Source organism: Streptomyces sp. ME02-8801-2C (assembly GCF_033793965.1).
Taxonomy (GTDB): Bacteria; Actinomycetota; Actinomycetes; order Streptomycetales; family Streptomycetaceae; genus Streptomyces.
Genome location: NZ_JARAXP010000014.1, coordinates 65604 through 89182, shown reverse-complemented (window position 1 = coordinate 89182; position 23579 = coordinate 65604). Strand labels below are relative to the sequence as shown.

Here is a 23579-nt window from a genome sequence, read left to right as displayed (position 1 = left end):
GGCCGTACGCGGGTTCGGGTGCGGCGGGTCGCAACGGGGAGGCGTGGACGGTGACCGATGCGTGGGAGCGGGCCAGGGAGGTCCTCGGGGCGGCGGGGCTGTCACCGGACCACCTGGTGGACTGCCGTCCGCTGACCGGCGGGACGTACAACACCGTCGAGGAGCTCCGGCTGGCCGACGGCAGCCGCTACGTCCTGAAGGTCCCGCCGCCGGACACGGTGCCGGGGCTGCGGCACGAATCCCGACTGCTCGTCTCCGAGGCGGAGTTCTACCGGGCCGCCGGCACGGTCGGCGTCCCCGCACCGAGTGTCGTCGCGATCGGGGACGACCATCTGCTGATGACCGCCTGCCCGGGCGATCCCTGGGACGACTCCACGACAGGGGCCGAACAGGCTCTCCTGAGGGACGAGTTGGGCACCCTGGTGGCCCGTCTGCACCAGGTCACCGGCTCCGCCTACGGCTACCCCTCCGGCGCCCTCGGCCCCCTCGCCCCCGACTGGCGTACGGCCTTCTCGACGATGTTCGACGCCGTACTCGACGACGCCGTCCGCTACGAGGCCTGGCTGCCGGTCCCGGTGGACGAGGTGGCCCGCACCGCCCGGGCCGCGTACGACACCCTCGACGAGGTCACCGTTCCCCACCTGGTCCACTTCGACCTCTGGCAGGGGAACATCCTGGTGGACCGCTCGACCGGGGCACCCCGGATCGGCGGCCTCATCGACGGGGAACGCATGTTCTGGGGTGACCCGGTGGCCGACTTCGTGTCGCTGGCCCTGCTGCGGGACATCAGGGACGACGAGGCGTTCCTGCGCGGCTACCGGGAAACGGGCGGACACGTCGAGTTCGACGAACCGACCTGTCGGCGGCTCGCCCTGTACCGCGCCTACCTGGACCTGATCATGCTGACCGAAACGGTGCCACGAGCGATGGGCGAGGAACGCACGAGGTGGGCACGCGAGGTGGTGGGCCCCGCACTGATGGGGGCGTTGAGCGATCTCCGATCGCCTGAGTGAGATCACCCTGATCCACGATGCGCCGCTGATGGCGGTGCGCGGCGCCCTGCTCACCGACGACCGGGAACAACAGGCGTCCCGAGGCCCGGCGGTAGCCGGCGCTCCCGCGTCCACGCCAGCAGGTCGTCCGCCGGCCAGGTCGTGACCACGCGTTCGGGCGGTACGCCGCATTCCTCCGCGCGAGCACAGCCCAGGATCTGCCAGTCCAGCTGGCCGGGCGCGTGCGCGTCGGTGTCGATCGAGAACAGCACGCCCGCCGCCAAGGCCTGCCGCAGCAACCGGCGCGGCGGGTCGAGCCGCTCCGGACGACTGTTGATCTCCACGGCCGTGCCCGTCTCCGCGCACGCCGCGAACACCGCGTCCGCGTCGAACTCCGACTCCGGCCGCGCACGGCCACCACCCCGCTTGCCCCGCCCACCACCGCCACCCCGGGGCTCCTCCCCGACGAGCAGCCGCCCCGTGCAGTGCCCGAGCACGTCCGAGTGCGGATTTCGTACGGCGGCCACCATCCGGCGGGTCATCGAGCGCTCGTCCATACGCAGCTTGGAGTGCACGGACACCACCACGACGTCCAGCAGATCCAGCAGCTCCGGGTCCTGGTCGAGCGAGCCGTCGTCGAGGATGTCGCACTCGATGCCGGTGAGGAGCCGGAACGGCGCCCACGTCGCGTTGAGTTCCTCGACCAGCGCCAGCTGCTCGCGCAGCCGCTCGGCGGACAGCCCGTGCGCCACGGTGAGACGCGGGGAGTGATCGGTGAGCACGGCCCACTCGTGCCCGAGCTGCTCCGCGGTACGGCCCATCTCCTCGACCGGGCTGCCGCCGTCCGACCAGTCGGAGTGCAGATGGCAGTCCCCGCGCAGCAGCGCCCGCAGCCGGTCCCCGTCCCGCGCAGGCGGGGTCACTCCCTGCTCCCGCTCCAGTTTCTCCAGGTAACCGGGCACCCGCCCGTCTAGCGCTTCCCGCACGACCTGCGCGGTCTTCGGGCCGATGCCCTTGAGCGACTCCAGTGTGCCCGCCTCGGCCCGCTGCCGGATCTCGTCCGGGGACAGCTCCGCCAGCACCTCGATCGCGGTACGGAACGCACGTACGCGATACGTGGGTGCCAGTGAGCGCTCCAACAGGAAGGCGATCCGGTCCAGCGCCTCGACGGGGTCCAACGCCATGGCCATCGTCACCTCCGCCTCCAGCGTCGCGCGAGGTCGGCCCGGCCGCACCACGGGGGAGAGGGAGGCGACTGTGCCTGCTCTGTCCGTGGCTGGTACAGGATGGCTGGATTCGCTCTACGCTCGATGCATGACCGAAATTGCGAGCCCCTACATCTCCCATCCACGGATCATGGTGCTCGGGGTGCAGCCGGGCATGCCGCCGTTCCGGATCGTGGAGATCGACGGTGAGGTGGTCGGTGCGGCGCGGGCGCTCACCGATGTACTGACGGTCGCCGCCGCGGCCGGTATCACGGTCCATGACCTGGACGATCCGGACATGGTCCGCTGGGTGGGCGGCGACAAGCTCACCTGGACGAGGTAGCCCGTCGCCGGGGCGCGTGCACGGCGCGGCTGAGTCGACGGCCCAGGAGCAGGTAACCGACCAGCGCACCCGTGGTGTTGAGGATGACGTCGTCGATGTCGAAGGCGCGCCCGGTGATCAGCGCGCCCTGGGCCACCTCGACCATGAGCATGACGGTCGCGGTCAGGAACAGCACCCGCAGCACTCCCCGGGTCCGGGGTGCGACGACCGGCATCAGGGTGCCGAAGGGTACGCCGAGCAGCAGGTTTCCGCCGATCTGGCGGATGGCGTCACGCATTTCGGGCTGGTCCAGATAGGCGCGCAGCGAACGGCCCGGATGGAAGTTGTTGTGGGTGAGCGCCACGGACGCCGGGGACGGTTCCAGGGTCAGCCGGGCCAGGATCACGGCGAAAGCCACCATGAACACGAAGGCGCACAGGACCGTCAGCACCCGCGCCAGAAAGGCGAACGGACGGCGCTTCGGGCGAGCCTCCTCGGGGGGCCGCGCCGAGGCCTTCGGAGTCCTTCGGGCGGTAAGGGCGCGCAGGGCCTTCGGTGTCCTCGGGGTCTTCGGTGTCCTGGTGGAGGGCGCGGGTTTTGAAGCGGGCTTCGGCGCGGGCTTGGTCGCGGACTTCGAGGCGGGTTTCGCCCTGGATCTCGGCTTCGGCTTGGGCTTCGACGGGGACTTCGACGGGCTCTCCGGCGGCTTGCCCTCGGCCTTCGCGGGACGCAGACGCAGCGCGGAGAGGGAGCGCGGAGCTGATCGGGCCATCAACATCCTCCGGTCTTCAACTGAACCCCGTGAAAGGGCAGTTACCCCCGATCGGACCGGGAATTCCACCGGGGCCGGGTCTCGGCCCCTCCCCGGGACCCGGCCGCCTCCCTCAGGTCCCGTACGTGACCTTCACGTCAGTGAAGCCGAGGGAGCCGAGCAGCCCCCTGAGCATGGCGGTCGTGTTCTGTTCGGCGCGCACGGTCAGTTCGCTCTCCTTCGCCGCGTCGCCGATGTGCTGGGCCGCCAGTTTCTGGACGGCCTGCTCGTCGTTCGGGTTGCCGGAGAAGATGTCGGTGAGCCGGTCGAAGAGACCGCGCTGCTTGGAGACGGCATAGGAGCGGTCGGGGTCGAGCGCGGGCTTCCCGAGTGCCGCGTGCGGCAGCCGGAGCGTCGCGGAGGTGCGGTCGTCGTTGACGGTCACGTCGCTCTTCGCGACCTTGCCGAGATCGACGTAGGCGTCGACCGTGCCGGCACCCACATAGAGCACACGGGTGCCCTTGATCGCGTCGGGCAGGTACTTGGTGTCCTTCTCCAGGTCCACGACGACCTGGAAGTTGCCGGACGCCGCGTCGTAACGGCTCATGTCCTGGATGGATTCGAGGAGCGCGGGTCCTGAACGGTCGTGCGTCTCCTCACCGAAGATGTCCCCCAGTACCGGAAGCACCGCCAGCCGGAGCCCGGCCAGCAGCAGTGCGAACATCACCACCACGACACCGAGCAGCTTGGCCCAGAGAGGCATGCGTCGCACGGCCTTGATGGACGTCGTCATGACGACGGACCTCCTTCTTCCTACGTACTGAGTCGAATGCCCGCCAAATGCCGTGCCAGACCGTCCTGTTGACGGATCGCAACAATTCCGAGGGGGTCGACGCGAGCAGTCGTGCGCCTCAGTCGTTGGGCCGAGGAGTCATAAGGTGCCGGAGGCTGCCTCGGGCAGCCCGAGGGCCGCGTCCAGCGAGGCCAGGGGCGGCAGCAGCCGGGTCAGGCCGGTGACCTTGAGGACACGCAGGGTGAGTGGATGCGTGCAGACGAGCTGGAGGTCGCCGTCGTGGGCGAGCACCCGGTGGCGGGCCCGGTAGATCAGGCGCAGTCCCGAGCAGTCGAAGAACTCGACATTCGTCAGGTCGACCACGATCCGGGCGCCAGGGCTCCCGGTGGCCGCGTCCAGGTGCGGGATGATCTCGACGGCCGCGGCGATGTCGATCTCACCGTGGAACTCCAGCACCGTGTGGCCGCGGTCCTGGTGGACACGCAGATGCCGGGTGGGCGGTGCGGATTCCTGCTGCACGGCGACATCGCCTCCATCCGGCTGCTGTGGTGGCGGGACCCGCAGATGGGCGCAACTGAGGTCCCCGCCATGCAAGTTACCCTCGATGGAGTGAATTTGAGCATGTTCGATTGACATATGTCTTCGAAATCGACACGTGTCTCGCACCTGTTTCGCGCTCGTCTGTCTCTGCTCTGCCCCCTCCTCTGCCGGCCCCCTGCGCGGCGGGCCTACGACAGGGCGTGCCAGGCCTTCGACAGCGACTGGCGCAGCTGCTCGGCCTGGTGTGACGTGAGGTCGCGGATCATCCGCTCCTCCAGCTCCCGCACGGGCTCGACGAAGCGCTCGAGCAGCTCGCGGCCGTCGTCGGTCAGCAGGATCAGCAGCTCTCGGCGATTGCGCGGATTGCGCTCCCGGCGCACCAGTCCGCGGGTCTCGAGGGACCGGACGAGGTCGGCGATGGACTGGGCGGTGACGAACGAGTCGCGGGCCAGTTGGGCCGCCGAGAGGCCGTCGTGTCGCTCCAGTACGGTGAGCGAGGTGTACTGGAGTGCGGTGATTCCAGCCGGTCTGACCAGATCGTCCAGATGGGAGCGCACTACGAGCTCCACCTGCTTGACCATGTAGAGCAGTGAGGGGGGTGCCTTGGTGCTGACCATGGATTCAGACTAGAGCATTGACAGGAAACCTGTCTGTAATCAGACTGCGGACCAACAGGAATCCTGTTGATTTATGTCTTGGCAATGAGGCTGAGGAGTGGTGATGACCACCTTCGAGATCGAACCCGGGCGACTGTTCATCGCAGGACAGTGGCGCGAGGCCGCGGACGGAGCACGTACCGAGGTGGTCGACCCGTCCCGGGGGACGGTCGTCACGACCGTCGCGGAGGCGTCCGCCGCCGACGTGGACGCGGCCGTGCGGGCCGCGCGGGAGGCCTTCGAGAGCGGCCCGTGGGCCGCGATGAGCGGACGCGAGCGCGGCCGGATCCTGAACCGGGTCGCCCAGCTGATCCGGGAGAACGCGGATGAGATCGCGGGGCTGGAGAGCCTCGACGTGGGCAAGCCGATCAGCCTGTGCCACGCCGTCGACGTGACCAACGCGGCCAACGACTACGAGTACTTCGCCGCCCTCGCCTTCTCTCTGGACGGCGCGACCCGCGAGACGGCCCACAACGCGCTCGCCTACACCAGGCGCGAGGCCGTCGGCGTCGTCGGCGCGATCACGCCCTTCAACTTCCCGCTGATCCTGGCCGGCACGAAGCTGGGCCCGGCGCTGGCCGCCGGCAACACGGTGGTGCACAAGCCCGCCGACGAGACCCCGCTCAGCGCCCTCTACATGGCCAAGCTGTTCCAGGAGGCGGGGGTACCGGACGGCGTCGTCAACATCGTCACCGGCACCGGTCCGGTCGCCGGTGAGGCGCTGCTGCGCCACCCCGGGGTCGACAAGATCGCCTTCACCGGCTCCACCGCCATCGGCCGCCATGTGGCGAGCGCCGCGGGCGAGGCCCTCAAGCCGGTCACCATGGAGCTGGGCGGCAACGCGGCGCACATCGTCTTCGACGACGCCGACGTGGAGAAGGCGGTCGGCGCGGTCATCAAGGCCTTCGTCTTCAACACCGGCCAGTTCTGCATGGGCGGCCCGCGACTGCTGGTCGCGCGCCCGGTGTACGAGACCATGCTCGGCATCCTCGCGGAGGCCGTGCCCGGGGTGCCGGTCGGCGACCCGCGGCAGCCCGAGACCGTGGTCGGACCGATGGCGGCGGAGAAGCACCTGCGCAAGGTCGAGGAGTACGTGGCGCTCGCCCGCAAGGAGGGCGCACGGATCGTCTGCGGCGGTGAGCGGCTCGACCTGGACGGCGGCTACTACTACAAGCCGACAGTGATCGCCGACCTGACCAACGACTCCCGGGTCGTCCAGGAGGAGATCTTCGGCCCGGTCCTCACCGTCCAGCCCTTCGACTCCGAGGACGAGGCGGTCCAGCTCGCCAACTCCACGCCGTACGGCCTGGCTTCGGGCATCCAGACCACCAACCTGGCCCGCGCCCACCGGGTCGCGAACCGGCTCCAGGCGGGCATCGTCTGGATCAACGACTGGGCGATGCTCGACCCCGCGATCCCCTTCGGCGGCGTGAAGGACTCCGGCTTCGGCCGCGAGTACGGCCCCGAGGCGCTCGCCGCGTACACCAAGGTCAAGTCCGTGGTCGTGTCGCTCGACTGAAAGCGCTCGTCGACCGATCACCCCAACACCCCAGCAACTCAGCAGGTCAGCAGTTCAACACCTGGTCAACTCGTCAACTGTGTCAGCCCGTAAAGGGAGTTAACGATGTCCATCACCACCCGCGCCGCGGTCGTCGAGTCCGGCGGTGCGCCCTTCACCCTCTCCGACGTCGAACTGGCGGAGCCCGCACCCACCGAGGCGCTCGTACGTCTGGTCGCGACGGGCCTGTGCCACACGGACCTCGGGGTGGCGAGCGGCGGACTGCCCTTCCCCCTCCCGGGAGTTCTGGGGCACGAGGGCGCGGGCGTCGTCGAGGCGGTCGGCTCCGCCGTCACCGGCATCAAGCCCGGCGACCATGTCGTCCTGTCCTTCACCTCCTGCGGGAGCTGCCGCAACTGCCGTGACGGGCACCCCGCGTACTGCGCGGCCTGGCTGCCGCTGAACCTCCTCGGCGGCCGGCGGGCCGACGGCACCGCCACCATCAGCCGTGACGGCGCGGAACTGGGCGGCCACTTCTTCGGCCAGTCCTCGTTCGCGGAGCGGGCGTTGGTCGACCAGCGGAGCCTGGTCAAGGTCGACCCGGATGTACCGCTGGAGTCGATCGCCCCGCTGGGCTGCGGAGTCCAGACGGGCGTCGGCGCCGTCTGGAACGTGCTGAAGCCGGTCACCGGCAGCACGGTGCTCGTACTCGGCGCCGGAGCCGTGGGGCTCTCGGCGGTCATGGCGGCCGCGCTCACCCCGGCGACCACGATCATCGCGGTGGACAGGGTCGGTGAACGCCTCTCGCTGGCAAAGGAGTTGGGCGCCACCCACACCATCAACGCGGGCGAGGCCGACCTCGGCGAGGCCGTCGCGAAGATCACCGACGGACAGGGCGTCGACGGAATCGTGGAGACCACCGGCAACGTCAACGTCCTGCGCCAGGGCGTCGACGCGCTCGCCCTGCGAGGCACCCTCGTCGTGGTCGGCGCCCCGCCGTTCGGCACCGAGGTCGCCCTGGACGTCAACGGGATGCTCGGCGGCAAGCGGGTGGTGGGCCTCACCCTGGGCGACGCCGAGACACAGACCTTCATCCCGGCCCTGGTGGACCTGGTGAAGACGGGCCGCCTTCCCCTGCACCGCCTGATCAGCACCTACCCGTTCGAGGACATCGCCCAGGCGGTGAGGGACATGGGAGCGGGCAAAACAATCAAGCCGGTACTGACCTTCACCCCCAGCCCGTCCGGCGTTTGAGGACGAGGCCCGTTCAGGGCCGAAAGGGGGGTCTGGGGGCGCAGCCCCCAGGAACGGGATGGGACGGGTAGGGGCGGCGGGGGCGAAACGAAAACCCCTCACCTGCTCCGATGCAGAGCCACCAGCAACTGCCACACCTGATGGGCGATCTCCTCCGAGGTCGCCTCGATCCTCCCGTGCAGCCAGTCCGCCAGGACCCCGGCAAAGGTGGCCGCAACCGCCGAGGCAACCAGCGGAGCATCCCCCGCCCCGGCGAGCTCCCGCTCCGCGAGGCTCCGCGCACGCAGATCCCGGTGCAGAACCTGCCCCAGCGGCCCCCCGCCCCCGGGGCTCAGCAGAGTCCGGTACAACGCGGTGTGCGGGGTGAGTTCCGCGAAGAACTCCACGAGCGCGGTCGGCGCGATCATCGGATCGGGCCGGCCGCGCCACGCGTGCAGGGCGTCCACGGCCTCCCGTACGACATCGGCGCAGGCGTCGACGGCCAGCGCCTCCAGGTCGGGGTAGTGGACGTAGAAGGTGGCCCGTCCGACCCCCGCCCGGCGCACCAGCGCGGCGACGCCGATCTCCGCCAGCGGGTGTTCGGCGCACTCCGCGAGGAGGGCCGCACGGAGTTTCGCCCGGGTACGGGCGGCCCGCGGGTCCTCGGGCGCGCCGCGCGTCACCGCGCGACGAGGACGGCGGCGAGGGCGATGGCGCCGGGCAGCGCCTGGGCGATGAGGATGCGCCGGTTCGCGGTCGCGGCGCCGTAGACGCCCGCCACGATCACACAGGAGAGGAAGAAGACCTGGGCGCGGAACCCGGTCGGGTCGGCGGCGATCAGTCCCCAGACCAGGCCTGCCGCGAGAAACCCGTTGTAGAGCCCCTGGTTGGCGGCCATCGCGGCGGTCGCCCGGGCCATCTCCGGGTCGAAGCCGTGGAACTTGCGCCCCTGCGCGCGCTGCCACAGGAACATCTCCATCACGAGGATGTACAGGTGCAGCGCGGCCACCAGGCCGACCAGCACGTTCGCGACCGTCTCCATGCTCAGCAACTCCCACGTCAGGCTTCTGAAGCTTCTTCTTGGACAGATGTCCATGATGGACAGGCGTCCAGCATACATGGACGGATGTCCAACAAGTCGCCCGCGTTGTCAGACCCTGCCGATAGCGTCCGTGACGTGACCGACCACGCTGCTCAGGACCCGACGATCACCGTCCGCCCCGCCCGTACCGACGATCTCCCGGGACTCGTCGCCTCCAGCACCGGCCTCTTCGCCGAGGACGCCGGCACCCGTGATCCGAGCGTCGACGCGGACTGGCCGCGCGAGCACGCCGCCGAGTCGTTCTCGGTGGCGCTGGCGGACCCCGCGCGCCTGGTGCTGGCGGTCGAGTGCGCGGGTGCGGTGGTCGGACATCTGACGGGCTCGCTCGCCGAGCCGACGGCCATGCGGCCGGTGCGGGCCGCCACCCTGCTCAGTGTCTACGTCCGTCCCGCGCACCGGAGTTCGGGAGCCGGGGCGCGTCTGGTGGAGGCCTTCGTACGGTGGGCGGCCGAGCGGGGCGCCGTGCACGCAGAGGTGAGCGCGTACGCGGTCAACTCGGACGCGATACGTTTCTACGAGCGTGCCGGCTTCGCACCGCAGACGGTGACACTCCGCCTGGGGCTGTAGCCAGAGCCAGAGCCAGAGTCGGAACAGGGGCCACAGCCAGGAAGCCGGAGTCACCCGTCAGCCGTCAGGCCTCCGACTCGGCCGCATACACCCTCTCGCCCCCCACATAGGTGAGCGCCACCTTCGTCTCCCCGATCGCCTCCGGCGGCCCCGCGTACGGATCGCGGTCCAGGATCGTCAGGTCGGCCAGCGCCCCGGCGCGCACGCTGCCCGTGTCGTCCAGGTGGTTGGCGTACGCGGAACCCGCGGTGTACGCGGTGAGCGCGTCCGTCAGGCCGATGCGTTCGGTGGGGAGGAACACGCGCGGAAAGGCGGAGCCGGGGGCCGAGCGGTTGACGGCGACATGGATCGCCTGGAGCGGGTCGGGGCTGCTGACCGGCCAGTCGCTGCCCGCCGCCAGGGTGGCCCCGGAGCGCAGCAGCGCGCCGAACGGGTACTGCCACGCGGCCCGTTCGGGGCCGAGGAAGGGGATCGTCAGGTCGTCCATCTGGGGTTCGTGCATGGCCCACAGCGCCTGGATGTTCGCGACCGCGCCGAGCCGCGCGAAACGGGGCACGTCGTCCGGGTGCACCACCTGCAGGTGGGCCAGGTGGGGCCGGGTGTCGCTCGGTCCGTTGGCGTCGCGCGCCGCCTCGACGGCGTCCAGGGCGTCGCGTACGGCCCGGTCGCCCAGGGCGTGGAAGTGGCACTGGAAGCCGAGTGCGTCCAACTGCGTGACGTATTTGGGCAGTTCGGCCGGGTCCAGGAAGCTCGTGCCGCGATTGGCCGTGACGCAGCCGCACTTGTCGAGGTACGGGTCGAGCAGCGCGGCCGTACCCGTCTCGGCGACCCCGTCCAGCATCAGCTTCACGCTGCCCGCCCGGAACCTGCCCCGGCTCAACGCGGCCCGCCGCTCGACGAGTTCGGCAATCTGCTCGGCCCCGCGATCCCGGTCCCACCACAGTGCGCCGACCACCCGCGCGGTCAGCGAACCGTCCCGGGCGGCGGCGAGGTACGTCTCGGAGGGGTCCTCCATCCCGAGGAACGAGCCGACCAGCGCGTCCTGCCAGGCGGTGACGCCGAGCGAGTGCAGCCGGCGCTGCGCGGACAGCAGGGCCCCCAGCCGTTCCGCCGCCGTGACCGGCGGGGTCAGCCGGCCCACGTACTCCATGGCCCCTTCCTGGAGCATGCCGGTCGGCTCGCCCGAGGCATCCCGTTCGAAGCGGCCGTCCACCGGGTCCGGGGTGTCCCGGGTGACGCCCGCGAGTTCCAGGGCGCGGGTGTTGACCCAGGCCCCGTGATGGTCCCGGTTGGGCAGGTACACCGGCCGGTCGGGGACCACCGCGTCCAGCAACTCCCGGGTGGGGGTGCCCCCTTCGAAGGCCTCCATGGACCAGCCGCCGCCCGTGATCCACTCCCGTTCGGGGTGTGCGAGGGCGTACGCGCGGATGGCGGCCACCGTGTCCTCGGCGGTCTTCAGGCCGGTCAGATCGCACTGGGTCAGCTCGAGACCGGCCGGCAGTGGATGGACGTGGGCGTCCTGGAAGCCGGGCAGGAGCAGCCGTCCGGCGAGATCGACGACCTCGGTCCCCGGCCCGACCAGATCGTGCACCTCGGCCCGGCCCACGGCGGTGATCCGGCCGCCGGTGACCGCGACGGCCGTGGGGCTCCCGGGGGCGAAGACGGGTCCGCCGGTGAAGAGGAGGTCAGCGTGCATGTTCCGTTTCCTTGCTGGTGTGGGGGGAGGGCGGGGAGCGGGGGCTATGGCACCGACGGCTGCTGTACGGAGAGGAGTTGGGGCGCGTCGGCGTCGGTGCCGTGGCCCGTGTGGAAGTACGGGGACCTGCGTCCCCACTTGGCCCAGGCGGCGGCCAGGAAACCCGAGGCGACCATCATCGACGGCACGAGAAGGAGGAACCAGCCGTTGTCCGGGCTGAGTTCGAGGTGGTCGGCGGAGGTGTAGAAGGACCAGCCGAGATAGCCGCCGAGCCCGAGCAGCGTGGCGGCGCTCAGCGCGGGCAGCACCACCGCGCGTATCCCGTCCCGCCAGTTCTCGCGCAGCAGACCCCGGAACCGTGCGGCGGCGGCGAGTGCGGTGAGCGCGTACGACAGGGCGACGACCATGCCGATCGCGTTGACCGCAGCCAGGATCATGTCGGCGAGGCGCGGGATGACCAGGGCGAGCGCGGCGACGCCCGCAGCCAGCGCGCCGATCATCATCGTGCCGGCCGCCGGGGTGCCGTACTTGGGGCTGACCCGCGACCAGGCCGGGCCGAGCGTACGGTCGCGGCTCATTGCGAACATCGAGCGGGCCGTCGGGATCACCCCGGCCTGCAGCGAGGCCACCGCCGAGAACATCAGCGCGACCAGCGGCAGCGCGGCCAGCGGCTGGTCGGCGAGCCGGTTGCCGAAGAACGCCAGCCCCTCGGCGCCGTGCCCCGCCAACTCGCCTTCCGACAGCACCCGTTGGAAGGCGATCGAGCCGAGCAGGAACAGCCCCAGCATCGTCACCAGAGTGGTGATCCCGGCCCGTGAGGCCTCCCTCGGGTCCTTCACCTCCTCGTTCACACTGAACGCGGCCTCGAAGCCCCAGTAGCAGAACACCGACAGCAGCATGCCCTGCGCGAGCGCCGACGCCGAGGGGATCTGGAAGGGGTCGAACCAGCTCAGGCTGAACGGGTGCGGGCCGACGACGATGCCGTATCCGCAGAAGCCCAGCAGGACGACGTACTCGAAGACCAGCAGTGCGCCCTGGAGCCGGGCGGCCGTCCTGATGCCGGAGACCGCGGTCAGGGTGACGGCGACCAGGACCAGGATGCCCACCCCGGTCGTCTGCGCGGTGGACCCCGGGTCCAGGGTCAGCCCCGCCACCCGGTGCAGGCCCGCGTCGCCCGTCAGTTGGAGCACCGCCGAGCCGGTGACCGCCGTGGTGTACGCGAGGAACACCACCGAGGCCACGATGTTCACCCAGCCGACCATGAAGCCGAGCCAGGGGCTGAGCGAACGACCCACCCATACATAGCCGTTGCCGGCGTTGGGCTCCACCCTGTTCAGCCGGGAGTAGGCGCCCGCGATGCCCAGGATCGGCAGGAACGCCAGCAGCATGATGGCGGGCAGATGCAGGCCGACCACCCCGGCCGTGACGCCGAGACCGATGCCGATGCTGGTGGTCGCCGCCGTGCTGGACGCGGCGATGGCGACGCCGTCCAGCATGCCGAGCGACTTGCGCAGCGCGGTCGGCGTGGTGGGCGTGGGAGGGGCGGCTCCGTAGGGCTGGGGCTCGGTCATGGCGGTCTCCGCTCACACCTGGGGGCCTCGGTCGACCCCGGTGAACGCACATGAAACTGCCTGTGGCCTTAACAGGTCAACGGTGTTGTCATAAGGTGCCCGCGGCCACCGACAGGACAGCGGCCACCGACAGGACAGCGGCGACCGAACCGACCGCGCAGGAGGAAGCCCGTGAGTGAACGTGTCGTGCCGCCCGCCGCCCGGCGGCGCAGGCGCCCCACCAAACAGGGCGTCGTCCTGTCCGAGGAACTGATCGTCGAGACGGCGATGAGGCTGCTCGCGGAACACGGCGCCGAAGCCCTCTCCGTGCGCCGCCTCGGCCGTGCCCTCGGCGCCGACCCGAGCGCCCTGTACCGCTACTTCCGGGACACCGACGACCTGCTGCTCGCCATCGCGGACGAGCTGATCGGCCGTACGCTGCGCGGCTGGCGGCCCAGCGGCGACTGGTGCGCCGACCTGCGGGACCTCGGTCTGCGCATGCACTCCGGAGCCCTCGCCCAGCCGCACGCGGCGGTACTCAGCTCGTACCGGGTGACCGGACGGGCGCACGAGATTCAGGCGGTGGAGACCGTCCTGGGGGTGCTGCGCGGCGCCGGGTTCCCGGACGCCGAGGCGGTGCGGATCTACCACGCCTTCGTCGACCAGGCGCTCGCCTTCGGAGCCCTCGACTCGGCGACCGTGGCGCTGCCCAGGGCGGCCCGCGAGGCGGAGACAGCCGTATGGCGGGCGACCTACGCCCAACTGCCCGCCGACACCCACCCGCACATCAACGCGACCGCCCGCCACCTCGTGACGGACATGCGGCACAGCTCCTACCCGGCGGCCCTCGACCTCTTCCTCACAGCGGCGGCGGCCCGCCTCGCGCAGCTCACCGGGCGCGCCGACGCGGCGCCTGTGTGATTCCGGCGGGCGGGGTACCCGCAATCGGGAGGGCCGCGGCGACGAGGACCGCCCCCGATGTCCGTACGGAGGAAGCATGACCTTGGTGACAGCAGGCGTCGTGGTGCTGGACTGCGCCGAACCCGAGAAGCTCGCCGCCTTCTACAAGGAACTGCTGGCGGCCGAGGAGACCCACGCGACCGCCAACCGCATCGAGATCAGGGGCGCCGACGGAACCCGGATGGCCTTCCGCCGTGACGTCAACGCCACCCCGCCGAGCTGGCCGCGCCCCGAGAACTCCCTCCAGGTCCACCTCGACTTCCGGGTGGAGGACCTCGACGAGGTGGAACGCCGGGTGATCGGACTCGGCGGGCGCCCGCTGGACACCAAGGACGCCGGCGGACCGTACGAGGAGCGGGGATACGCCGACCCGGCCGGCCACTCCTTCACCCTCCTGCGGGTCGTGCCGACGGCCCCCAAGCAGCATTGACGGCCAACGGGACCGGCGGCGACAGCAGGCAGACGGGCGGTACGTCGTCGTCGGACCGGCGGACACGGGTGACCGTGCTGGTGGCGCTGGGCGCCAATCTGCTGATCGCCGTCGCCAAGGCGGTCGGCGGACTCGTCACCGGGTCGCCCGCGCTGCTGTCCGAGGCCGCGCACTCCGTGGCCGACAGCCTCAATGAGGTCTTCCTGCTCGCCGCCCTGCGCCGCAGCCGCCGCCCCGCCGACCGGCGGCATCCCTTCGGCTACGGCAAGGAACGGTTCTTCTGGTCGCTGCTCGCGGCCGTCGGCATCTTCGTCATGGGCGGCTGCTTCTCGTTCTTCCAGGGCGTCGAGGCGTTCATGAGCGACACCCAGGAGTCCTTCGGCGGCTACGTGGCGGGCCTCGTCGTGCTCGGCGTCGCGCTGCTCGCGGAGGGTGTCTCGCTGCTCCGGGCCGTGCACCAGGCACGCGGGGAGATGGCCGGGAAGGGCACGGCGGGCGCCAGAAGCGCTCTGCGCGATCCCGCCCTGCGTACGGTGATCGCCGAGGACGGCACCGCCGTGCTCGGTGTGACCCTCGCCCTCGCGGGCATGGCCCTTCACATGGTCACCGGGCAGGTCGTGTGGGAGGCGTCCGCGTCCCTCGCGATCGGGGTACTGCTCGTCTGCGTCGCCGTCTGGCTGGGCCGGGACGCGCGTGACCAGCTCATCGGCGAGGCCGCCGACCCGGAGGTGAGCCGCGACGTCCGCGCCCTGCTGGCGGCTCAGCCCGAGATCGACAGCGTGGAGGCGCTGTTCACGATGAAGATGGGGCTCGACTCCACACTGGTGGCCGCCCGGATCGACCTCGTGCCCGGTCTCGACAGCGAGCGGGTCGAGGAGGTCGCCGTACGCATCAAGCGCTCGGTCGTCCAGACCGTCCCCGAGGTCGGCGAGATCTTCCTCGACGTGACCGACGCCGACGCGAAGGAGGCAGCGCGGAGCCCCGCCGCGACGGGGGAGCGCGGCGGGGCCTGAGGCTCAGGTGCCCGGAGGCGGGGAGTTCATTCCTCCGGGCACCGAAATTTGTTCTCCTGCGGCCCGGATCAGTTCCCGGCGGGCGGTTCGAGGACGAACACGGGTATCTCGCGGTCGGTCTTCTTCTGGTACTCGGCGTACTGGGGGAACGCCTCGACCGCCCGCTCCCACCACACGGACTTCTCCTCGCCGGTCACCTCACGGGCGACCATGTCCTGGCGCACGGGTCCGTCCTGGATGTCCACGTGCGGATCGGCGAGGACGTTGTAGTACCAGACCGGGTGCTTGGGAGCGCCGCCCAACGAGGCGACCACCGCGTACAGCCCGTCGTGCTCCACCCGCATCAGCGGGGTCCTGCGGATCTTGCCGCTGCGGGCACCCCGCGTGGTGAGCAGGACCACCGGCAGGCCGGTGTCGAGCAGGGTCGTGCCCTCGGTGCCACCCGAGCGTTCGTACAACTCGACCTGCTCACGCACCCATTGGGTCGGACTGGCTTCGTATTCGCCCTCAAGAGGCATGGAGTTCGTCCCATCGTCTCGTCGCGTGTGACCGTTGCTACGAGGGTGCAACACCGGGACGGAGCGGATTCATCCGGGGTCGTCACGCCGGTGACAGCACCATCCGCACCGCCAGCGCCATGATCACCGCGCTGGACACGAGCGCCGTCACCAGCCGCCCGCGCCGGCCCGTCAACGCGCGGCCGAGCAGTGCGCCCCCCGAGGCGATCAGCAGTTGCCAGCTGGCCGAGGCGAGAAAGGCCGCGAGGACGAACACCCCTTGTTCCCAGTGGGATACGGCGTCCGAGGCCCGGCTGCCCAGGACCAGCGCGGCGAAGTAGATCACCGTGGTGGGGTTGAGCAGGGTGATGCCGACCAGCATGAGGAACGCCCGCAGCGGGGTCGGTGGCATGGCGTCGGCGCGGGTGGCGAGTGCGCCCGCGCGGTACTGCCGCAGGGCGCCGGCCCCGCCCCGGACCGCGAGGACCGCCAGCACCAGGGCGGAGGCCCAGCGCAACGGCACCAGCACCGGCTGCAGGGCACCGGCCAGGGCGGTACCGCCGAGCGTGGCCAGCAGGGCGTAGAGACCGTCGGCGGTGGCGATACCGAGCGCAGCGCAGACACCGGTCCGCAGCGACGTACGTGCGGTGAGGGAGACGAGATAGGTCGTGACGGCTCCGACGGGAACGGCGATGCCGTACCCCGCGAGAAGCCCCGCGACGAGCGCGGCCGTCATGACCGGGGAAGCACGGGCCTCCGGGGGCGGCCGGGCTGCTGCTGGACCCGCACCGGACGAGCGGCGACGAGGGACAGCGACAGGAAGGCTTCGATCGTGGGCATGGCGTGATCCTGGAGGAGGGATCGCCCACCCACAACTCATTTAGGGTTTCCGGATGACCGAGACGACCGCACAGACCCCCGAGGCCCCGGCCCCCAAGCCCTTCCTCTACGTCATCGTCTGCGCTGCCGGGATCGCCTCCGACGTCAGCAAGCTGATCACCGCCGCGCAGGAACGGGACTGGGAGGTCGGGGTCGTCGCGACGCCGCTCGCCATGGGGTTCTTCGACCCGGCGGCTGTCGAGACACAGACCGGACGCCCGATCCGCTCCGCGTGGCGCAAACCCGGTGATCCGCGCCCCTTTCCCGCGCCCGACGCCGTGCTCGTCGCGCCCGCCACCTTCAACACCCTCAACAAGTGGGCGGCCGGCATCGCCGACACCCTCGCCCTGGGCACGCTGTGCGAGGTGTACGGACTCGGGGTGCCGATCGCCGTACTGCCCTGCGTGGGCGACGCGTTGGCCGCCCATCCCGCGTACCGGGCCAGTCTGGAACGGCTGCGCGGGATGGGCGTGCGGTTCGCGGACCCGTACGCCTCGGACGTTCAAGAGGGCGGCGGGCGACCGGAGTTCGGGTGGGAGCGCGGGCTCGAGCTGCTTGCCGCACGGTGATCGTGACACCGGTGACGCGTCAGGAGGTGACGCGTCAGGAGGTGATCGGTCACATGGTGAGGTCCAGCGGGGCGCCCATCGGCAGCCAGCGGAACCGCTCCCGGACGTCCTCGGGCGCCTTCGCCAGTTCCGCCTCGATCGCCTCCCGCCCCTCCTGGAAGTGCCGCCAGCCCTCGTAGTGGACGGGCAGCGCGGTCCGGGGTCTCAACTCGCCGCACAGGGACACCGCCTGGGCGGCCGTCATCGAGTAGCGCAGGGGGCCGGTCAGCGGGAAGCGGACACCGCCCAGGTGGAGGAGCGCCGTGCCGACGGCCAGCCGGTGGGCGACCTCCCGTACCCCGCCGTAGAGGACGGTGTCCCCGGAGATCCACAGGGCGCCGTGCCGCTGCCCCTCCCAGCGCAGCGCGAAGCCCGTCACCTCACCGACGACGGGGCGGGAGAGCGGCGGACCGTGCCGGGCGGGCGTGGCCGTGACCTCGATCGTGGGGCGGCCCGCGGCCGTCAGACGGTACGTCGTCCAGGGGGCCAGACCGTGTGCGTTGCCGCCCACCCTGCGCGCCCCGGACGGTGTCGTCAGGACGACGCCCGCCCCCGGCAGCAGGGCCCGGCCGGCCGGGTCGAGATTGTCGCCGTGGTGGTCGTGGGTCAGCAACACGGCGTCCAGTGAAGGGAGTTCGGCGGTCGGCAGGGCCGGTCCCGAGGTCTTCACCGAAGAGGTGCCCCAGCCGAAGGAGTAGCGGCGGCCGGGCGGGTCGAACGTCGGGTCCGTCAGCAGCCGCCAACCGCCGGCCTCGATCAGCGTGGTCGGGCCGCCGATGTGGGTGACACGGGCCTCGGTCATCAGGGGTTCCCTCCGGGTTCCGGATGCCCGGAGCGGCCGGTGCACGGCCGCCCCGGGCTCTTGGCGGTCTACCGCGCGTGCCGGACCGCCCACTCCAGCACGTCGTCCGCGATCCCCTCCCAGCCGGGGGCGGCGGGAAGCAGGTGCGGCCGGCCCGCGTACTCCCTGATCTCCGTGACCGTCTTCGACTTGTAGTGCTTCGCGTTGGACTGCTGCACCTTGGGCGGCATCAGATGGTCCTGTTCACCCGCCACGAACAGCAGCGGCGCCCGCTCGTCGTTGTGATAGTCCACGTACGTGCTCTGGTGGCCGGGGCGCAGCGTCGCCAGGGCGCTGTCGAAGAAGATGCTGCCGGACGCCGGGACCGCGTACCGCTCGTACAGTCGCCGGGACTCCTCCTCGGGGAACGTGTTGGTGAACGCGTAGTGCCACTGCTCGAAGTTCAGGCCGACCGCCCGGTGCCGGTTGGCCGGGTTCTTCAGAACCGGGAAGGCCGCCTTGATCTGGGACAGCGGCAGCACCGCCACCCCCTCCGTCGGCGCGGAGTTGAGCGCCACGCCCACCGCGCCCAGGCCCCGGTCGAGCAGCAGTTGCACGAAGACACCGCCCGCGGAGTGGCCGATGAGGATCGGCGGCTTGTCCAGCGAGCGGATGACGCCCTCCAGCTTCTCGACGATCTGCGGGACGGTCACCTGCTCGACCGGTGTCGGGTCCGCGTTCAGCGCCTCGACCTCCACCTCGAAGCCGGGGTACGCGGGCGCGAGGACCCGGTAGCCGCGCTTCTCGTAGTGGTCGATCCACTGCTCCCAGCTGCGGGGCGTGACCCAGAAGCCGTGGATCAGGACGACGGTGTCGGGAGTGCTCATCGGTGCTCCTCAGCGGGTGGCGCGGTGGGCGGCCTGGATCTGGCGGACGACGCTGTCGGTGCGGGACATCATCACGACGTGCGAGGCGCCCTTGACCTCGACGACCTTGCTGCCCGCCCGCTCGGCCATGAAGCGCTGCACCGCCGGCGGGATGACGCGGTCGGCGGTCGGGATGACGTACCAGGACGGCAGGGTCTTCCAGGCCGGTACGCCGCTGCCGTTGCCCAACCCTTCGAGGCTGCCCGGGCGTTGGGCCGCGGCCATGACCCGTGTGGTGTTCCTCGGCAGGTCCTGGGCGAAGACGTCGTGGAACTTGGCCGGGTCGATGTAGCCGTCGTGGCCGTCGGGGGCTCCCGGTTGCGGATACGTCCGGACCAGGAGCGATTCCGGCAGCTTGCTGCCGGTGAACTTCTCGGCCAGGCCCAACGCCGTCTCGCCCTGGTCGGGCGCGAACGCGGCGACGTACACCAGGGCCTTGACGTTGGCGTTGCCTCGGGCGGCGTTGGTGACGACCTCGCCGCCGTAGGAGTGGCCGACCAGGATCACCGGGCCGGGAATCGTCTTGAGGACACTGGAGACGTACGCGGAGTCGGCCGCGAGGTCGCGCAGCGGGTTGGCCGGGGCGATCACCGGATAGCCCAGGTCCTGGAGCGACTTGATCGTGGAGTTCCAGCCGGACGAGTCGGCGAACACGCCGTGGACGAGCACGACCGTCGGCTTGGGCCCGGGCTTCTGCGCGGAGGAGGCCGCGGGGGAGGAGGAGTGTGCGACGGCGCCGGTCAGACCGGCGACCAGGGCACAGCTCGCGAGGACCGTGCCCAGGGTGCGGTGGAGTCGCATGCTCACGAAGTCCCTTCCGGGGATCAGGAGTTCAGGAGTTGAGGAAGTCGAGGAGATCCGCGCTCAGTTGGTCCCTGTGCGTGTCCGTGATGCCGTGCGGCGCGCCCGGATAGACCTTGAGCGTCGCCGTCTTGATGCGGGCCGCCGACGCCTTGCCGCCGACGTCGATCGGTACGACCTGGTCGTCGTCGCCGTGTACGACCAGCGTGGGTACGTCGAAGGCGTCGAGGTCGGCGCGGAAGTCGGTCGCGGAGAAGGCCGCGATGCTCTCGTAGGCGTTCCGGTGCCCGGCCTGCAGGCTCTGGCGCCAGAACGCGTCCCGGATGCCCTGCGAGACGTCCTGGCCGGGCCGGTTGTGGCCGAAGAACGGCCCGTCGGCCAGATCCCGGTACAGCTGTGAGCGGTCGGCGAGCGACCCGGCCCGGATCGCGTCGAACACCTCGCCCGGCACCCCGCCCGGATTGTCGTCCGTCTTCAGCATGAACGGCGGTACGGCGGACACGAGCGCTAGCTGGGCGACGCGCCCGGTGGCGTGCCGGCCCACATAGCGGGCGACCTCGCCGCCGCCGGTGGAGAAGCCGACGAGGGTGACGTCACGCAGGTCGAGGGTGTCGATGAGGGTGGCCAGGTCGTCGGCGTAGGTGTTCATCTCGTTGCCGTGCCAGGTCTGCGAGGAACGGCCGTGGCCGCGCCGGTCGTGCGCGAGGACCCGGTAGCCGTGGGTGGCGAGGAACAGCTGCTGTGCCTCCCAGCTGTCCGAGTTCAGCGGCCAGCCGTGGCTCAGGACCACCGGGCGGCCCTGCCCCCAGTCCTTGTAGAAGATCTCCGCGCCGTCCGCTGCGGTGACGTATGGCATGGGTGTGCTCCCGTCTGCGGGACTTTCCCGACCCCCTGAGCATCCGTCGCACGCGGTGGGCCCCGTACCCCGTGCGGCGCGTAGTCGTTACCGCGCGCTGGGCCGGCTCAGAGGCCGGGGGCCTGGGCGAGCTGTCGCCGGGAGGTCACGTCGAGCTTCCGGAAGATCTTCCGCAGGTGGTAGTCGACCGTGCTCGCGCTGATGAACAGCTGGGCGGCGATCTCGGCGTTGGTCGCGCCGCCCTTCGCGAGACGGGCGACGGTGAGTTCCTGCGGGGTGAGCGCGTTCGCCGTACCGGCGGGTCCCCGCCGGGGGTGTTCGCCGGTGGCGGCCAGCTCCTGGGCGGCGCGTGCGGCGAAGCCCTTGGCGCCCATCGCGTCGAACAGGTCCACCGCCGTACGCAGTTGCTCCCGGGCGTCCCGGCGTCGCCTGCGGCGGCGCAGCCACTCGCCGTACAGGAGGTGGGTGACCGCCAGATCGGACCGGGCGCGGGTGTCCGACAGCACGCCGATCGCCTCGGCGAACAGCGGTTCGACCTCGTCCGCCGGAGCGAGCAGGGCCCGTGAGCGGGCCAGCAGACCGAGCGCCCAGGGCGTGCCGGCTGCCTCGGCCCGTGCGGTGAGCGTGCGCAGGGCGGCGGTGGCGAGGACCCGGTCGCCGCAGCGCACGGCGGCCTCGACGAGGTGCGGGAGCAGGCGGGAGTGGATCCCGTGGGGGTCCTCCTCGACCAGCTCCTTGGTGTGGTCGCGCGCCGTGGCGTAGTCGCCGCGGCTCAGTGCCAGGACGGCCATGCCGATCCGGGCGATGGACTCGACCGCCCCGGCGCCGAGCCAGGTCCCGGCGTCCATCGAGCCGTTCAGCACGGTGTCGATGTCCTCCGAACCGCCCTGCCAGGCGAGGAGTTCGGGATGGCGGTAGATCGCCCACACGTCGTCGGTCGCGCCGATCGCCGCCCGGATCTGGTCGCCTTCCGCGCGCAGGGCCTCGGCGTCGGCCAGTTCACCGAGGTTCGTCTCGGACATCACCGCGCAGTACAGCGCGCTGTCCAGCTGAGTGAGCGCGCCGGTGGCCCGGGCCACGTCCGCGGTCCGCCGCAGCACGGCGGTCACCGTCCGCTCGTCCCACCGGATCATCGCCATCGTCACGGTGGGCAGATAGGCGCGCAGCACCTGTTCGTCGGGCGTGCGCGGGTCCAGCACCATCGCGCAGGCCCGCCGCAGATGCGGGACGGCGCACTCGTAGCCGTCGAGGGCGAGCACGGCGAAGGCGCGCAGTACGAGATCGGGGCCGCCGGCGGGCCCGGAGCGGGGCAGCAGGCTCTCGATGGCCCGGGCGATCTCGGCCGCCGAGGTGTCCCGCATGAGGTGCTCCGAGGTGATGACACCGTGGATCGCCTGCAGCAGCGCCTGGCGCGCGAGGTCGGGCGCACCCTCGGCGAGCAGCAGTGCGGCGCGCAGACACAGCGCGGGCGCACGCGAGAACGAGTCCGCGTCGCCCAGCGCCAGTACCGCGTACGCGCGGACCAGCAGCATCCGGCCCCGGCCCACCGCGTCGAGCGGGCCCACGTCGACGGCGTCGACCAGCGACTCCGCCTGCAGGGGCGCCCCGGCCCGCAGCGCGGCCTCGGCCGCCGCCAGCAGCCGCCCGGCCCGCATCCCGTCGTCCGGTGTCAGCTCGGCGGCCCGGGTGAGAAAGGTGGCGCGGGCCGCGAACCCGCCCCGGGCGCCCGCCCGGTCGGCCGCGCGCTCCACCTCCGTCGCGACCTCGGAGTCCGGCCCCAGCGCGGCGGAGGCGAGGTGCCAGGCCCGCCGGTCGCTGTCCAAGGGGCGGTCGGTGGCCTCGGCGAGCGCGAGGTGGACGCGCCGTCGCTCCACGCTGGTGGCACCCCCGTACACCGCGGAACGCACCAGCGGATGCCGGAACACGGCGGCGCTCCGCAGCACCACCAAACGGGCCGCCTCCGCCGGATCGGAGGCCTCGGCACCGATCCCGAGTCGCTCGGCCGCCGCGGTGATGTAGCCGAGATCGCCGCCCGGTTCGGCGGCGGCGAGCAGCAGCCAGGTCTGCGCGTCCGGCGCCAGCGCGTGCACCCGCTGGAGGTAGTGCGCCTCCAACCGCCCGCCCACGGGCAGCGGTTCGGGCAGCGCGAGGCCGCCGACGAGCTGCTCCGCGGACAGCTCCTGGCCGAGGTCCGCCAGCGCCAGGGGGTTTCCGGCGGTGGCGCTCACAATGCGGGCCGCGACTCGCGTGTCGAGCGGCCCGGCGACCGCCGCCCGCAGCACCTCCAGCGCGAACGGCTCGGCCAGCCCGGCGACTTCGGTGACGGGGAGCCCCGCCGGTACGTCGAAGCCGGTGCGCGCGGCGAACAGCAGTCCGACGCCCTCCGCGTGCACCCGGCGCCCGACGAACGCCAGCACGCCGAGGGTCTCCTCGTCGAGCCACTGGACGTCGTCCACGAGCGCCAGCACGGGCCGGGCCTTCGCCGCCTCCGCGAGGAGGGTGAGCGTCGCGAGCCCGACCAGGAAGCCGTCGGCGGGCGGCCCCTCGGCCAGCCCGCAGGCCACCCGCAACGCCTCGCGCTGGACGGCGGACAGCGGCCCGGGCTCCTTGAGCCCCTCCAGGAACGGTACGAGCAGCCGGTGCAGCGCCGCGAACGGGAAGCCCGCCTCCGCCTCGACACCCGCGATCCGCAGCACCCGCAACCCGGCGGCCTCGGCGGCCGCGTGGTCGAGCAGCACGGTCTTCCCGATGCCCGCGTCGCCGCGCAACAGCGCGACCCGGCTCAGCCCGGAGCGAAGGTCGGTGACCAGGTGGTCGAGTAACTCACGTTCCGCCGTGCGCCCTTGCAGGATCAAGCCAACACCCTTCAGTGCGGCCCCAGTTGGGCCCGAGAGCGAACATGTGGGGGTTGCGTGAAGCCCTC

Annotated in this window: 25 protein-coding genes; 9 read left to right on the top strand and 16 right to left on the bottom strand. The window is 71.5% G+C overall.

Features of this window, described 5'->3' with window-relative positions; genetic code table 11:
- The first annotated feature begins 50 nt into the window (after nucleotides 1-50).
- Nucleotides 51-1013: an aminoglycoside phosphotransferase family protein gene (locus PV396_RS34750; RefSeq protein ID WP_319211512.1), complete on the top strand. Its 963-nt coding sequence runs from the start codon at nucleotides 51-53 to the stop codon at nucleotides 1011-1013.
- Nucleotides 1014-1063: 50 nt separating this feature from the next.
- Here the strand turns inward: PV396_RS34750 and PV396_RS34745 are convergent, their stop codons facing one another.
- On the bottom strand, nucleotides 1064-2182 hold the full coding sequence (locus PV396_RS34745) for a PHP domain-containing protein (RefSeq protein WP_416071529.1): 1119 nt from the start codon (nucleotides 2180-2182) through the stop codon (nucleotides 1064-1066).
- A gap of 124 nt (nucleotides 2183-2306) precedes the next feature.
- On the opposite strand from PV396_RS34745, the gene PV396_RS34740 reads away from it, so the two are divergent.
- A complete protein-coding gene (locus tag PV396_RS34740; protein WP_319211510.1) occupies nucleotides 2307-2540 on the top strand; it encodes a hypothetical protein in 234 nt (77 codons plus the stop codon).
- Here PV396_RS34740 and PV396_RS34735 read toward each other — a convergent pair.
- From PV396_RS34735 to PV396_RS34720, 4 genes are all read right to left on the bottom strand, one after another.
- Entirely contained in the window at nucleotides 2524-2940 is a 417-nt protein-coding gene (locus tag PV396_RS34735) for a VanZ family protein (RefSeq protein ID WP_416071531.1), read from the bottom strand. The genes PV396_RS34740 and PV396_RS34735 overlap by 17 nt on opposite strands.
- A 463-nt stretch (nucleotides 2941-3403) precedes the next feature.
- Nucleotides 3404-4063, bottom strand: a complete 660-nt coding sequence (locus PV396_RS34730) for a DUF4230 domain-containing protein (protein ID WP_319211508.1) — start codon at nucleotides 4061-4063, stop codon at nucleotides 3404-3406.
- Between the two features lie 138 nt (nucleotides 4064-4201).
- Nucleotides 4202-4582 carry an anti-sigma factor antagonist gene (locus PV396_RS34725; protein ID WP_319211507.1) on the bottom strand — a complete coding sequence of 127 codons (381 nt, stop codon included), beginning with the start codon at nucleotides 4580-4582 and terminating at the stop codon, nucleotides 4202-4204.
- A gap of 209 nt (nucleotides 4583-4791) precedes the next feature.
- A complete protein-coding gene (locus PV396_RS34720) occupies nucleotides 4792-5220 on the bottom strand; it encodes a MarR family winged helix-turn-helix transcriptional regulator (RefSeq protein ID WP_319211505.1) in 429 nt (142 codons plus the stop codon).
- A 103-nt stretch (nucleotides 5221-5323) separates the two neighbouring features.
- Between PV396_RS34720 and PV396_RS34715 the strand changes: the two genes are divergently transcribed.
- Both PV396_RS34715 and PV396_RS34710 read left to right on the top strand, forming a co-directional pair.
- Nucleotides 5324-6778 (top strand): aldehyde dehydrogenase family protein, encoded by a 1455-nt coding sequence (locus PV396_RS34715; RefSeq protein WP_319211503.1) that lies wholly within the window; start codon nucleotides 5324-5326, stop codon nucleotides 6776-6778.
- A 105-nt stretch (nucleotides 6779-6883) separates the two neighbouring features.
- A complete protein-coding gene (locus tag PV396_RS34710; protein WP_319211501.1) occupies nucleotides 6884-8011 on the top strand; it encodes an NAD(P)-dependent alcohol dehydrogenase in 1128 nt (375 codons plus the stop codon).
- A gap of 98 nt (nucleotides 8012-8109) precedes the next feature.
- On the opposite strand, the gene PV396_RS34705 is transcribed toward PV396_RS34710, so the two are convergent.
- Entirely contained in the window at nucleotides 8110-8673 is a 564-nt protein-coding gene (locus PV396_RS34705; RefSeq protein WP_319211499.1) for a TetR/AcrR family transcriptional regulator, read from the bottom strand.
- On the bottom strand, nucleotides 8670-9032 hold the full coding sequence (locus PV396_RS34700) for a DUF1304 domain-containing protein (protein WP_319211497.1): 363 nt from the start codon (nucleotides 9030-9032) through the stop codon (nucleotides 8670-8672). The genes PV396_RS34705 and PV396_RS34700 overlap by 4 nt, the downstream gene beginning before the upstream one ends.
- 135 nt (nucleotides 9033-9167) lie before the next feature.
- On the opposite strand from PV396_RS34700, the gene PV396_RS34695 reads away from it, so the two are divergent.
- Nucleotides 9168-9659: a GNAT family N-acetyltransferase gene (locus tag PV396_RS34695; RefSeq protein WP_319211495.1), complete on the top strand. Its 492-nt coding sequence runs from the start codon at nucleotides 9168-9170 to the stop codon at nucleotides 9657-9659.
- A 64-nt stretch (nucleotides 9660-9723) separates the two neighbouring features.
- On the opposite strand, the gene PV396_RS34690 is transcribed toward PV396_RS34695, so the two are convergent.
- On the bottom strand, nucleotides 9724-11355 hold the full coding sequence (locus tag PV396_RS34690; RefSeq protein WP_319211493.1) for an amidohydrolase: 1632 nt from the start codon (nucleotides 11353-11355) through the stop codon (nucleotides 9724-9726).
- A 44-nt stretch (nucleotides 11356-11399) separates the two neighbouring features.
- A complete protein-coding gene (locus PV396_RS34685) occupies nucleotides 11400-12926 on the bottom strand; it encodes an APC family permease (RefSeq protein WP_319211491.1) in 1527 nt (508 codons plus the stop codon).
- Between the two features lie 171 nt (nucleotides 12927-13097).
- Between PV396_RS34685 and PV396_RS34680 the strand changes: the two genes are divergently transcribed.
- From PV396_RS34680 to PV396_RS34670, 3 genes are all read left to right on the top strand, one after another.
- Nucleotides 13098-13826 carry a helix-turn-helix domain-containing protein gene (locus tag PV396_RS34680; protein ID WP_319211489.1) on the top strand — a complete coding sequence of 243 codons (729 nt, stop codon included), beginning with the start codon at nucleotides 13098-13100 and terminating at the stop codon, nucleotides 13824-13826.
- Between the two features lie 76 nt (nucleotides 13827-13902).
- A complete protein-coding gene (locus PV396_RS34675) occupies nucleotides 13903-14295 on the top strand; it encodes a VOC family protein (RefSeq protein ID WP_319211487.1) in 393 nt (130 codons plus the stop codon).
- Nucleotides 14292-15308 (top strand): cation diffusion facilitator family transporter, encoded by a 1017-nt coding sequence (locus PV396_RS34670; protein ID WP_319211485.1) that lies wholly within the window; start codon nucleotides 14292-14294, stop codon nucleotides 15306-15308. Before PV396_RS34675 ends, PV396_RS34670 begins: the two co-directional genes overlap by 4 nt.
- A gap of 68 nt (nucleotides 15309-15376) precedes the next feature.
- Here PV396_RS34670 and PV396_RS34665 read toward each other — a convergent pair whose 3' ends face one another.
- Nucleotides 15377-15826, bottom strand: a complete 450-nt coding sequence (locus tag PV396_RS34665; protein ID WP_319211483.1) for a nitroreductase family deazaflavin-dependent oxidoreductase — start codon at nucleotides 15824-15826, stop codon at nucleotides 15377-15379.
- Nucleotides 15827-15908: 82 nt separating this feature from the next.
- Nucleotides 15909-16541: a LysE/ArgO family amino acid transporter gene (locus tag PV396_RS34660; RefSeq protein ID WP_319211482.1), complete on the bottom strand. Its 633-nt coding sequence runs from the start codon at nucleotides 16539-16541 to the stop codon at nucleotides 15909-15911.
- 157 nt (nucleotides 16542-16698) lie between these two features.
- Here PV396_RS34660 and PV396_RS34655 point away from each other — a divergent pair, with 157 nt between their 5' ends.
- Nucleotides 16699-17253 carry a flavoprotein gene (locus PV396_RS34655; protein WP_319211481.1) on the top strand — a complete coding sequence of 185 codons (555 nt, stop codon included), beginning with the start codon at nucleotides 16699-16701 and terminating at the stop codon, nucleotides 17251-17253.
- Nucleotides 17254-17302: 49 nt separating this feature from the next.
- On the opposite strand, the gene PV396_RS34650 is transcribed toward PV396_RS34655, so the two are convergent.
- The 5 genes from PV396_RS34650 to PV396_RS34630 form a co-directional block, all read right to left on the bottom strand.
- Nucleotides 17303-18094 (bottom strand): MBL fold metallo-hydrolase, encoded by a 792-nt coding sequence (locus PV396_RS34650; RefSeq protein ID WP_319211480.1) that lies wholly within the window; start codon nucleotides 18092-18094, stop codon nucleotides 17303-17305.
- 68 nt (nucleotides 18095-18162) lie between these two features.
- The gene (locus PV396_RS34645; RefSeq protein ID WP_319211479.1) at nucleotides 18163-18960 is read right to left on the bottom strand and encodes an alpha/beta hydrolase; all 798 of its coding nucleotides are present in this window, start codon (nucleotides 18958-18960) and stop codon (nucleotides 18163-18165) included.
- Between the two features lie 9 nt (nucleotides 18961-18969).
- Entirely contained in the window at nucleotides 18970-19800 is an 831-nt protein-coding gene (locus PV396_RS34640; RefSeq protein WP_319211685.1) for an alpha/beta hydrolase, read from the bottom strand.
- Nucleotides 19801-19831: 31 nt separating this feature from the next.
- Nucleotides 19832-20656, bottom strand: a complete 825-nt coding sequence (locus PV396_RS34635; protein WP_319211478.1) for an alpha/beta hydrolase — start codon at nucleotides 20654-20656, stop codon at nucleotides 19832-19834.
- 107 nt (nucleotides 20657-20763) lie between these two features.
- Nucleotides 20764-23511, bottom strand: coding sequence for a helix-turn-helix transcriptional regulator (locus tag PV396_RS34630; RefSeq protein ID WP_319211477.1), 2748 nt, complete (start codon nucleotides 23509-23511; stop codon nucleotides 20764-20766).
- Nucleotides 23512-23579 lie beyond the last annotated feature (68 nt).

What these genes read in the sequence shown, in the direction of transcription:
- PV396_RS34745 (WP_416071529.1), bottom strand. Translation starts at nt 2,182, where the DNA reads ATGGCCATGGCGTTGGACCCCGTCGAGGCGCTGGACCGGATCGCCTTC.
- PV396_RS34740 (WP_319211510.1), top strand. Translation starts at nt 2,307, where the DNA reads ATGACCGAAATTGCGAGCCCCTACATCTCCCATCCACGGATCATGGTG.
- PV396_RS34735 (WP_416071531.1), bottom strand. Translation starts at nt 2,940, where the DNA reads ATGGTGGCTTTCGCCGTGATCCTGGCCCGGCTGACCCTGGAACCGTCC.
- PV396_RS34730 (WP_319211508.1), bottom strand. Translation starts at nt 4,063, where the DNA reads ATGACGACGTCCATCAAGGCCGTGCGACGCATGCCTCTCTGGGCCAAG.
- PV396_RS34720 (WP_319211505.1), bottom strand. Translation starts at nt 5,220, where the DNA reads ATGGTCAGCACCAAGGCACCCCCCTCACTGCTCTACATGGTCAAGCAG.
- PV396_RS34715 (WP_319211503.1), top strand. Translation starts at nt 5,324, where the DNA reads ATGACCACCTTCGAGATCGAACCCGGGCGACTGTTCATCGCAGGACAG.
- PV396_RS34710 (WP_319211501.1), top strand. Translation starts at nt 6,884, where the DNA reads ATGTCCATCACCACCCGCGCCGCGGTCGTCGAGTCCGGCGGTGCGCCC.
- PV396_RS34700 (WP_319211497.1), bottom strand. Translation starts at nt 9,032, where the DNA reads ATGGAGACGGTCGCGAACGTGCTGGTCGGCCTGGTGGCCGCGCTGCAC.
- PV396_RS34690 (WP_319211493.1), bottom strand. Translation starts at nt 11,355, where the DNA reads ATGCACGCTGACCTCCTCTTCACCGGCGGACCCGTCTTCGCCCCCGGG.
- PV396_RS34685 (WP_319211491.1), bottom strand. Translation starts at nt 12,926, where the DNA reads ATGACCGAGCCCCAGCCCTACGGAGCCGCCCCTCCCACGCCCACCACG.
- PV396_RS34675 (WP_319211487.1), top strand. Translation starts at nt 13,903, where the DNA reads ATGACCTTGGTGACAGCAGGCGTCGTGGTGCTGGACTGCGCCGAACCC.
- PV396_RS34665 (WP_319211483.1), bottom strand. Translation starts at nt 15,826, where the DNA reads ATGCCTCTTGAGGGCGAATACGAAGCCAGTCCGACCCAATGGGTGCGT.
- PV396_RS34660 (WP_319211482.1), bottom strand. Translation starts at nt 16,541, where the DNA reads ATGACGGCCGCGCTCGTCGCGGGGCTTCTCGCGGGGTACGGCATCGCC.
- PV396_RS34655 (WP_319211481.1), top strand. Translation starts at nt 16,699, where the DNA reads ATGACCGAGACGACCGCACAGACCCCCGAGGCCCCGGCCCCCAAGCCC.
- PV396_RS34650 (WP_319211480.1), bottom strand. Translation starts at nt 18,094, where the DNA reads ATGACCGAGGCCCGTGTCACCCACATCGGCGGCCCGACCACGCTGATC.
- PV396_RS34645 (WP_319211479.1), bottom strand. Translation starts at nt 18,960, where the DNA reads ATGAGCACTCCCGACACCGTCGTCCTGATCCACGGCTTCTGGGTCACG.
- PV396_RS34640 (WP_319211685.1), bottom strand. Translation starts at nt 19,800, where the DNA reads ATGCGACTCCACCGCACCCTGGGCACGGTCCTCGCGAGCTGTGCCCTG.
- PV396_RS34635 (WP_319211478.1), bottom strand. Translation starts at nt 20,656, where the DNA reads ATGCCATACGTCACCGCAGCGGACGGCGCGGAGATCTTCTACAAGGAC.